The 9,123-nt window shown below is 71.3% G+C and carries 8 protein-coding genes; 3 read left to right on the top strand and 5 right to left on the bottom strand.

The features are described from left to right. Nucleotides 1–71 precede the first annotated feature (71 nt). A complete protein-coding gene (gene pdxR, locus ACZ592_RS06135; RefSeq protein WP_471580296.1) occupies nt 72–1,523 on the bottom strand; it encodes a MocR-like pyridoxine biosynthesis transcription factor PdxR in 1,452 nt (483 codons plus the stop codon). Nucleotides 1,524–1,570: 47 nt separating this feature from the next. On the opposite strand from pdxR, the gene ACZ592_RS06130 reads away from it, so the two are divergent. Genes ACZ592_RS06130 through ACZ592_RS06120 form a run of 3 tightly spaced genes read left to right on the top strand, consistent with a single transcriptional unit; the run spans nt 1,571 to nt 3,305 of the window. Further along, on the top strand, nt 1,571–2,101 hold the full coding sequence (locus ACZ592_RS06130; RefSeq protein ID WP_471580295.1) for a carboxymuconolactone decarboxylase family protein: 531 nt from the start codon (nt 1,571–1,573) through the stop codon (nt 2,099–2,101). 41 nt (nt 2,102–2,142) lie between these two features. Further along, nucleotides 2,143–2,544, top strand: a complete 402-nt coding sequence (locus ACZ592_RS06125; RefSeq protein WP_471580723.1) for a carboxymuconolactone decarboxylase family protein — start codon at nt 2,143–2,145, stop codon at nt 2,542–2,544. Further along, nucleotides 2,538–3,305 (top strand): isocitrate lyase/PEP mutase family protein, encoded by a 768-nt coding sequence (locus ACZ592_RS06120; RefSeq protein ID WP_471580294.1) that lies wholly within the window; start codon nt 2,538–2,540, stop codon nt 3,303–3,305. Before ACZ592_RS06125 ends, ACZ592_RS06120 begins: the two co-directional genes overlap by 7 nt. A 109-nt stretch (nt 3,306–3,414) precedes the next feature. On the opposite strand, the gene ACZ592_RS06115 is transcribed toward ACZ592_RS06120, so the two are convergent. The 4 genes from ACZ592_RS06115 to ACZ592_RS06100 are packed head-to-tail and all read right to left on the bottom strand — an operon-like array spanning nt 3,415 to nt 9,017. Beyond that, the gene (locus ACZ592_RS06115) at nt 3,415–4,380 is read right to left on the bottom strand and encodes an ABC transporter substrate-binding protein (protein ID WP_471580293.1); all 966 of its coding nucleotides are present in this window, start codon (nt 4,378–4,380) and stop codon (nt 3,415–3,417) included. A gap of 1 nt (nt 4,381) precedes the next feature. Next, nucleotides 4,382–6,370 carry an ABC transporter permease gene (locus ACZ592_RS06110; protein ID WP_471580292.1) on the bottom strand — a complete coding sequence of 663 codons (1,989 nt, stop codon included), beginning with the start codon at nt 6,368–6,370 and terminating at the stop codon, nt 4,382–4,384. Beyond that, nucleotides 6,370–7,485 carry a quaternary amine ABC transporter ATP-binding protein gene (locus ACZ592_RS06105; RefSeq protein WP_471580291.1) on the bottom strand — a complete coding sequence of 372 codons (1,116 nt, stop codon included), beginning with the start codon at nt 7,483–7,485 and terminating at the stop codon, nt 6,370–6,372. Before ACZ592_RS06105 ends, ACZ592_RS06110 begins: the two co-directional genes overlap by 1 nt. Beyond that, a complete protein-coding gene (locus ACZ592_RS06100) occupies nt 7,482–9,017 on the bottom strand; it encodes a GMC family oxidoreductase (RefSeq protein ID WP_471580290.1) in 1,536 nt (511 codons plus the stop codon). Before ACZ592_RS06100 ends, ACZ592_RS06105 begins: the two co-directional genes overlap by 4 nt. Nucleotides 9,018–9,123: the final 106 nt, after the last annotated feature.

The raw sequence follows: 9,123 nt of genomic DNA, 5'->3' as shown, positions 1-9,123 counted from the left end.
CTCGGGGCTCCTCCCCGGACCCCGCCCCTCAATCGCCGGAGAGGCTGATATTTCCGTGGCCCCGCCGGCCCTCACGGCAACACCCCGCACAACGCCTCCAGCGCCCCCGCCCACGCGTGCTCCGCCGGTGTGCCGTAGCCGACCACCAACGCGTCTCCGATCGGGGCCGTGTCGGGGGGCGTTCGGGGGTGGCGGTAGGTGGAGAGGCCGTGGATCGCCAGGTGTCGCCAGTTGGCGGCCTGGGCGACGGACCGCTCGGTGCCTTCGGGGAGTTCGAGGACCGCGTGCAGGCCGGCCGCGATACCGGTGGCGCCGACCTCGGGGGCGCGGGCCGCCAGCGCCGCCACGAGCTGGTCGCGGCGGCGCCGGTAGCGCAGGCGTGCGGCGCGGACATGGCGGTCGTACGCCCCCGACGTGATGAACTCCGCGAGCGTCAGCTGGTCGAGCGCGCCGCAGGACGCGCCCGCTGCCTCCTTCTCGCCGAGCACCTCGTCGCGCAGCCCGGACGGGAGCACCATCCAGCCCAGGCGCAGGCCGGGGGCGAGGGCCTTGCTGGCCGTGCCGAGGTACACGACGTGTTCGGGGTCCAGGCCCTGGAGCGCGCCGACGGGCTGGCGGTCGTAGCGGAACTCGCCGTCGTAGTCGTCCTCCAGGATCAGCCCACCCTCCCGTCGCGCCCAGTCGACGACTGCCGCGCGCCGGTCGGGGTGCAGCGGCAGGCCCAGCGGGAACTGGTGCGCGGGGGTGAGCAGCACCGCCTTGGAGGAGGACGAGGATGGGGACGAGGACGGGGACGGGGAGGAGGGCGAGGTGAGGCTCGTGACGTCCGTGCCGAGTGCGTCGAAAGCGAGCGGCACCGTGTGCAGGCCCGCGCGGTGCAGCAGGTTCCAGTGCAGGTCGAGGCCGTGGGACTCCACGGTGATCTCCCGCTGTCCGCGCGCCCGCAGCACGCGGCCCAGGATCGACAGGGCGTGCACGAAGCCCGCCGTGACGACGATGCGGTCGGGGTCGGCGTGCACGCCGCGGGCCCGCGCGAGGTAGCCGGCCAGGGCGGTGCGCAGTTCGACGCGGCCGAGCGGGTCGGCGAACCCGAGGGCGTCGTTGGGGGCGGCGGCCAGCGCGCGCCGGGCCGCCTTGAGCCACTCCGCGCGCGGGAAGGCCGACAGGTCGGGCGTGCCGGGGGTGAGGTCGTAGGTGGGCGCTCCGCCCTTCCTGCGGGGCTGCGCGGGCCGTACCGGCGGGGTCACCACCCGTTCCGCCACCCGGGTTCCCGAGCCCTGGCGGGCGGTGAGCCAGCCCTCGGCGACCAGGTCGGCGTACGCGTCGGCGACCGTGTTCCGGGCGATGCCGAGGTCGACGGCGAGGGCGCGGGACGACGGCAGGCGGGTGCCGGGGGCGAGCCTGCCGCCGCGCACGGCCTCGCGCAGCGCGTCCGTCAGGCCCTTGCGGACGCCGTGGCGGGACGCGTCGCCGCCGGTCTCCAGGTGGAGGTCGACGCCCAGAGTGGCCCACGTTTCTTCCATGGAAATGGACCATACCCGTGGGCTACCTCGACCGTAGTGTCGATGGCATGACGACGAACGCGACCAGCACCGACACCACGGCCACCGGCGAGGGCGGCGAGGGATACGTCCACGAGCACACCCCGCGCCTGGCCTGGTCCCAGCACGCACCCGAGGTCTTCAAGGCCATGATCAAGCTCGACGCCGCCGCCCGTAAGGGCCTCGACCCGGTGATCTACGAGCTCGTCAAGATCCGCGCCTCGCAGATCAACCACTGCGCGCTCTGCCTCGACATGCACTCCAAGGACGCCCTCGCGGCGGGCGAGAGCGTCGAGCGGATCATCCAGCTCAGCGCCTGGGAGGAGTCGCGGCACTTCTACACGGCCAAGGAGATCGCCGCGATCGAGCTCACCGAGGCGGTCACCGTGCTGACCGACGGGTTCGTGCCGGACGACGTGTACGAGCGGGCCGCCAAGCACTTCGACGAGGCGGAGCTGACCCAGCTCATCGCCGCGATCACGGTCATCAACGCGTGGAACCGCTTCGGCGTCAGCACCCGCCAGGTGCCGGGCCACTACAAGGCGGAGGGCGCCAAGTGAGCCCGCGCACCACCCACTTGGATCAAGGCGTGGCGCGCGCGATGGGCGCGCTCGGCGCCGCCGCCAAGAAGGGCCTCGGCGACCCCGTGCTGGCCGAGCTGGTGATGATGCGGGCCTCGCAGATCAACGCCTGCGCCTTCTGCCTCGACATGCACGTGGACGAGGCCGTGAAGAACGGCGAGAGCACCAAGCGCATCGCCCTCCTCAACGCCTGGGAGGAGGCCGGGGAGCTCTTCACCGGGCGCGAGCGCGCCGCCCTCGCGCTGACCGAGGCCGTCACGCTGCTGACCGACGGCTTCGTGCCGGACGAGACGTACGAGCGGGCCGCCAAGCACTTCGACGAGGGTGAACTCGCCCATCTCATCGGCGTGATCACCGTCATCAACAGCTGGAACCGGCTGATGGTCAGCCGCCGCATCGACCCGGGCGGCCCGGCATGGTGAGCGCGGCGGACACCCGGCGCGCCGCGGACACCCCGCACGCCGCGGCCGCCCTGCGCGCCCTGCACCACGACCGCGCGCCGGGCGACCCGCTGGTGCTGCCGGGGCCGTGGGACGCCGCGAGCGCGCGGGTCTTCGAGGAGGCCGGGTACGCGGCGCTCGCCACGCCCAGCGCCGGCGTCGCGCTCTGCCTCGGCTACGAGGACGGAGAAGTGCCGCCGCCGGAGATGTTCGCGGCGGTCGGGCGGATCGTGCGGTCCGTCTCCGTGCCCGTGACCGCCGACGTCGAGGACGGCTACGGCCTCGCCCCGAAGGAGCTGGTGGAGCGGCTCCTGGAGACGGGTGCGGTCGGCTGCAACCTGGAGGACTCCTCCGCGGGCGCGGACGGGACCGGCAGGCTCCGGGACCCCGCCGAGCAGGCCGACTTCCTCGCGGAGGTGCGCGAGGCCGCGGGCGACCGGCTCTTCGTCAACGCCCGTGTAGACACGTTCGTCAGGGGCGAGAGGGACCCGGAGGCGGCGATCGCGCGGGCCCGCCTGTACCGGGCCGCGGGCGCCGACTGCGTATACCCGATCCTGGCACCGCCCGAGGCGATTCCCGTACTGCGGGCGGGCATCGAGGGACCGCTCAACGTGCTGGCCAAGCCGGACGGCCCCACCCTGCGGGAGCTGGGCGAGCTCGGCGCCACCCGGATCACGTTCGGCCCCGGGCTGCTGCACCGGAGCCTGGCGGCGCTGCGGACGACCGCCGGGGAGCTGGCGTAACGCCGCCAGGCCGTCACCCCGTCAGGCCGTCACGCCGCAGGCCCCGGACACGGCGGTGCCGGGCCCCCGACCAGCGGGAGCCCGGCACCGTGCACCGTGACAGCGGCGGCTACTTGGGCAGCCACCCCTTCCACTTCTTCTCGTTCTTGTCGATCCAGACCTTCGCCGCGTCCTGCGGCGACATCTTCTTGTCGGCGATCAGCAGGGAGACCTCGTTCTGGTCCTCCTCGGACCAGTTGAACTTCTTGAGGAACTGCGCGGCCTCGCCACCGTTCTTCGCGAAGTCCGCGTTGAAGTACTTCTGCAACGGCGTGTGCGGGTAGGCGCACTTGATCTTCGCCGGGTCGGCGTCGCAGCCCTCCTTGTACTCGGGCAGCTTCACCTCCGTCATCGGCACCTTCTCGAAGAGCCACTGCGGCTTGTACCAGTACGACAGGAACGGCTTCTTCTGCTTGGCGAACTGCTCGATCTGGGTGATCTGCGCCGCCTCGGAGCCCGCGAAGACGACCTTGTAGTCCAGGCCGAGGTTCTTCACGAGCGCCTTGTCGTTCGTGACGTACGACGGGGAGCCGTCCATGAGCTGGCCCTGGCCGCCGCTCTCCGCCGTACGGAACTGGTCCGCGTACTTGTTGAGGTTCTTCCAGTTCGTGACGTCCGGGTGCTTCTTGGCGAAGTACGTGGGGACGTACCAGCCGATGTGCCCGGTCACGCCGACGTCTCCGCCGGGGACGATCGTCTTCTTGTCCTTGATGTAGCGCTGTTCCTGCTCCGGGTGTCCCCAGTCCTCCATGATCGCGTCGACGCGGCCCTGGCTGAGCGCGTCCCAGGCCGGGACCTCGTCGATCTGGACCTTGTCCACCCGGTAGCCCAGCTCGTGGTCGAGCAGGTACTCGGCGACGGCGACGTCCGCCTGGGCTCCCACCCAGGACTGCACGGAGAGCGTCACGGTCTTGGCACCCGCCGCGTTCGCGTACGGGGATGCCTGCTTGGTCATGTCGGCCTTGCCGCACCCGCTCAGCGCGAGCAGGACCCCTCCGGCGGCCACGGCGCTCAGTACACGCGGACGAACTCGCATGTCACGCCCCCTTCTTCGCGCGGCGTTCGGTGGGCTGCGTCACCCGGTCCAGCATCAGACCGAGGCAGACGATGGCGGCGCCGCCGACCAGGCCGGAGGCCAGGTCGCCCTGCGCGATGCCGTACAGCACGTCGTAACCGAGCGCGCCACCGCCGACCAGACCGCCGATGACGACGACGGCGAGGACGAGGACGACCGCCTGGTTGACGGCGAGCATCAGCGCCGGGCGGGCCAGCGGGAGCTGGACCTGGCGCAGCTGCTGCCAGCCGGTCGCGCCGAGGGACTTGGAGGACTCCATCGCGGCGGGGCTGACCTGCCGCAGGCCCTGGGTGGTGATGCGGATGACGGCGGGCAGCGCGTACACGATGGCCGCCGCGACCGCGGGGGCACGGCCGATGCCGAAGAGCGCCACGACCGGGATCAGGTACACGAACTGCGGCATCGTCTGGAAGATGTCAAGGACGGGCCTGAGCAGCCGTTCGAGCCGAGTGCTGCGGGCGGTCGCGATGCCGATCGCGAAGCCGATGACCATCGTGACGGCGACGGCGGCGAGGACCTGCGAGAGCGTGTCGAGGGACTTGTCCCACACACCGAGCACGCCGATCCCGGCCATCGCGAGGACCGCGGTGAGCGCGGTCTGCCAGGTGCCGATCAGCCAGGCGAGGGCCGCGACGAGGAGCAGCAGGGACCACCAGGGCATCCACTGCAGCCCGTCGCGGACCGGGTCGAGGATCCACGTGGTGAAGTGCGCGGCCCAGTCGGCGGTGCCGCCGACGACGGGCACGCCGGTGTAGATGTGGTCGACCATCCAGTCCTTGGCGGTGTTGACCGGCTCGACGATGTTCACCGTCCAGGTCTCCGGCCAGTCCAGCCGGTCGGCGAGGCGGAAGGCGACGGCGACGACGGCGGTGACCAGGGCGGCCAGCGCCGAGCCGCGTCCGCCGGTCGCCCACCGGTAGGCGGCTCCCTGCGTCTGGCGGTCCACCGGCTGTGCGCCCATGCGCTCACCGGCCGCGCTCGTGACGCGGTCGAGGACCACGGCGAGCAGCACGATCGGGATTCCCGCGGCGAGGGCCGCGCCGACGTCGACGGAGCCGAGGGCCTGGTAGACGCGGTCACCGAGACCGGCGCCGCCGATCATCGAGGCGATCACGGCCATCGAGAGCGCCATCATGATCGTCTGGTTGAGGCCGAGCAGCAGTTCCTTGCGGGCCAGCGGGAGGCGCGCGGAGAACAGCCGCTGGCGTGCGGTGGTGCCCAGCGAGGTCACGGCCTCCATCACACCGCCGTCGGCGCCGCGCAGGCCGAGCGCCGTGAGGCGGGCCATGGGCGGGGCGGCGTAGATGACCGTCGCGAGGACGGCGGCGGGCACACCGACGCCGAAGATCAGGACGGCGGGCAGCAGGTACGAGAAGGCGGGGAGCACCTGCATGGTGTCGAGGACGGGCCGCAGCAGCCGGAAGATCCGCTCGCTCAGTCCGGCCGCGAGCCCCATGAGCGCGCCGAGCACGACGGAGGCGAGGACGGCGACGACCATCAGGGCCAGGGTCTGCATCGTCGGCACCCACATGCCGAGCAGCCCGCACAGGCCGAACGAGGCGGCCGTCAGGACCGCGATCCGCACGCCCGCGACCCGCCAGGCGATCAGGGCGGCACCGGCGACGACACCGGCCCAGCCGCCCGCGAGGAGCACCAGGTAGATGCCGCGCACCGACAGGACGATGGCGTTGCTGATGTGCCCGAAGAAGTAGGTGAACAGCCAGTGGCTGTCCCGGTTGTCGATGATCCAGTCGGTGGTCTTCCCGAGCGGTTCGGTCAGGTCGACGGTGAGCGCGTCCGGCCAGGCGCCGGAGGCCCACTTGGCGTTCGCGATCGGCACGAGGATCGCCGCGGCGAGGGCGAGCAGCAGGAGCTTGCCGACGACGCGGTGACGCAGGAGCGCACCGATTCCCGTATCTCGTACGGGGCTGGAGGCGGTGGCGGTGGCCATCAGGCGACCGCCTCGCCCCGGCCGGCGGTCGCGGGCGCCGGGGTGCCCGCGACGACGGCGAGCAGCCCGGCGTGGTCCACGACGCCCAGGCAGCGCTTGCCGTCCATCACGCGCACCGGGAAGCCGGAGCGGGCGACGGCCTCGATGGCCTCGGCGACCTTGGCGTCGGGGGAGATCGCGGTGCCGCGGGTCTCCTCGTCCTCGTCGGCGGGGCGCATGGCGCTGCGCACGCTCATCACGTCGGCGCGCACCACGTCGCGCACGAAGTCGCGGACGTAGTCGTCGGCCGGGGAGCCGACGATCTCCTCGGGCGTGCCGATCTGGACGACGCGGCCGTCGCGCATCAGGGCGATGCGGTCGCCGACGCGCAGGGCCTCGCTGAGGTCGTGGGTGATGAAGACCATCGTGCGGCCCTCTTCGTCGTGCAGGCGGCAGATCTCTTCCTGCATGTCGCGGCGGATCAGCGGGTCGAGGGCGCTGAACGGCTCGTCGAAGAGGAGGACTTCGGGGTCCACGGCGAGGGCGCGCGCCAGGCCCACGCGCTGCTGCTGGCCGCCGGAGAGCTGGCCGGGCTTGCGCTGTTCGAGGCCTTCGAGGCCGACCTTCTTGACGACGTCGAGGGCCTTGGCGCGGCGCTCGGCCTTGCCGACGCCCTGGATCTCCAGGCCGTACGCCACGTTGTCGAGGACGGAGCGGTGCGGCAGCAGGCCGAAGTGCTGGAAGACCATGGCGGCGCGGTGGCGGCGCAGTTCGCGCAGGCGGGCCTGGTCCATGGCGAGGACGTCCTCGCCGTCGATGGCCAGGGCGCCGGAGGTGGGCTCGATGAGCCGGGTCAGGCAGCGTACGAGGGTGGACTTGCCGGAGCCCGACAGGCCCATGACGACGAAGACCTCACCCTTCTTGACCTCGAAGGACACATCGCGCACGGCGGCGGTGCAGCCGGTCCGCTCGCGCAGTTCGGCGGGGCTCAGGCCGTGCAGCCCGGTGTCGCCGGGTATTCGCTCGGCCTTGGGTCCGAAGACCTTCCAGAGGTTCTTGACGGCGAAGACGGGGCGCTCGCCCGGTGCGTTCACGTCGTTCGTCGTGTCCGTGGTGTCCACGGTGGCCTCGCTCATCGGCCCTCACCACCAAGGATCTCGGCACATTTCTCCCCGACCATGAGTACTCCGATCATCGGGTTCACGGCGGGCATCGTCGGGAAGACGGATGCGTCCGCGATACGGATTCCGGCCAGACCGCGGATCTTCAGCTCCGGGTCGACCACTGCGAGTTCATCAGTGGAAGCACCCATTCGGCAGGTGCCCGCAGGGTGGTAGACGGTGTGCGCGGCCTTGCGCACGAGCTCGCTGATCTCGGCGTCCTCGGTGACCTCCGGGCCGGGGAAGACCTCGCGCTTGAGCCACTTCTTGAACGGCTCTGCCTCGGCGACCTTGCGCGCGAGCTTGATGCCGTCGACGAGCGTGCGGCCGTCGTAGTCCTCCGCGTCCTCGAAGTACTTGAAGTCGAGGGCCGGCTTGACCTCGGGGTCGGCCGACGTCAGGTAGAGGCGGCCGCGGGAGCGGGACTTGGGGATGTTCGGCGTCATCGACACGCCGTGCTCGGGGCGTTCGTAGCCGAGGCGCTCCGGGTTGTCCGTGAACGGGATCTGGTAGAAGTGGAACATCAGGTCCGGGCCCTTGTGGGCCGGGTCCCGCCGCACGAACAGACCGGCGTCCGAGTCCATCGCGGAGTTGCCGGGGATCGGCCCGTTCGTCTCCCAGACGATGACCGACTCGGGGTGGTCGATGAGGTTCTCGCCGACGCCGGGCAGGTCGTGCACGACCGGGATGCCGAGGGCTTCGAGGTCCTTCTTCGGACCGATGCCGGAGTGCATGAGCAGCCGGGGCGTGTCGACGGCACCGGCGCAGACCAGCACCTCGCGGCGGGCGGTGAACAGCTTCTCCACCCCGTCCTTGGTGCGGATGTGCACACCGCGGGCGGTCTTCCCTGCCAGCTCCAGCCTGGTGGCCCAGGTCTCCAGGAAGAGGTGGAGGTTCGGGCGGTCACCGGCCTCCATGTGGGGGTGCAGGTAGGCGACCGACGCGGAGGAGCGCTTGTTGTTCTCCGGGTGGTACGAGAGGTCGAAGAAGCCGACGCCCTCGTCGAAGGGCTTGTCGTTGAAGCCGACGACCTCGGGGACGCCGAGCGCGGTCTTCGTCGCCTCGACCCAGTCGGTGGCGATCTGGTTCTGGTCCTTCTTGGCGACGCGCACGATGTTGTTGCGCAGCTTGCCGAAGTAGGGGTCCATGGCTTTGGCGCCCCAGCCGGCCGCGCCCGCCTCTTCCCACTCGTCCCAGTCGGAGGGCAGCGGCTTGAAGGAGATCAGGGTGTTGTGCGACGAGCAGCCGCCGAGCACCTTGGCGCGGCTGTGCAGGATGTGCGAGTTGCCGCGCGGCTGCTCGGTGGTCGTGTACTCGTAGTCCAGCTCACCACCGAGCAGTCCGAGCCACTTGCGCAGCGTGAGGACGTCTTCGCGGCCGATGTCGCTGGGCCCGCCCTCGATGACGGCGACGGTGACGTCCGGGTTCTCGGTGAGACGGGACGCGATCACCGATCCTGCGGTGCCGCCACCGACGATGACGTAGTCGAACTCGGTCTGGTCAGACATGCGTACGTGCTCCTCTTCCTGCGAGGTCGTGCCAAGGTGCTTGCGCGTAATGAGCGGGGGGTGCTTGAACGTGTTGCGCGCGGGGCGGACCTCCCGCCCCGCGCGT

The sequence above is a fragment of the Streptomyces sp. NPDC040622 genome (genome assembly GCF_055593965.1).
The sequence above is the reverse complement of the archived record's forward strand: the minus strand, read 5'-3'. Positions and strand labels throughout refer to the sequence as shown.

Excerpts from the sequence above, each read along its gene's own strand:
- pdxR (WP_471580296.1), bottom strand. The coding sequence starts at position 1,523 with ATGGAAGAAACGTGGGCCACTCTGGGCGTCGACCTCCACCTGGAGACC.
- ACZ592_RS06130 (WP_471580295.1), top strand. The coding sequence starts at position 1,571 with ATGACGACGAACGCGACCAGCACCGACACCACGGCCACCGGCGAGGGC.
- ACZ592_RS06125 (WP_471580723.1), top strand. The coding sequence starts at position 2,143 with ATGGGCGCGCTCGGCGCCGCCGCCAAGAAGGGCCTCGGCGACCCCGTG.
- ACZ592_RS06120 (WP_471580294.1), top strand. The coding sequence starts at position 2,538 with ATGGTGAGCGCGGCGGACACCCGGCGCGCCGCGGACACCCCGCACGCC.
- ACZ592_RS06115 (WP_471580293.1), bottom strand. The coding sequence starts at position 4,380 with ATGCGAGTTCGTCCGCGTGTACTGAGCGCCGTGGCCGCCGGAGGGGTC.
- ACZ592_RS06110 (WP_471580292.1), bottom strand. The coding sequence starts at position 6,370 with ATGGCCACCGCCACCGCCTCCAGCCCCGTACGAGATACGGGAATCGGT.
- ACZ592_RS06105 (WP_471580291.1), bottom strand. The coding sequence starts at position 7,485 with ATGAGCGAGGCCACCGTGGACACCACGGACACGACGAACGACGTGAAC.
- ACZ592_RS06100 (WP_471580290.1), bottom strand. The coding sequence starts at position 9,017 with ATGTCTGACCAGACCGAGTTCGACTACGTCATCGTCGGTGGCGGCACC.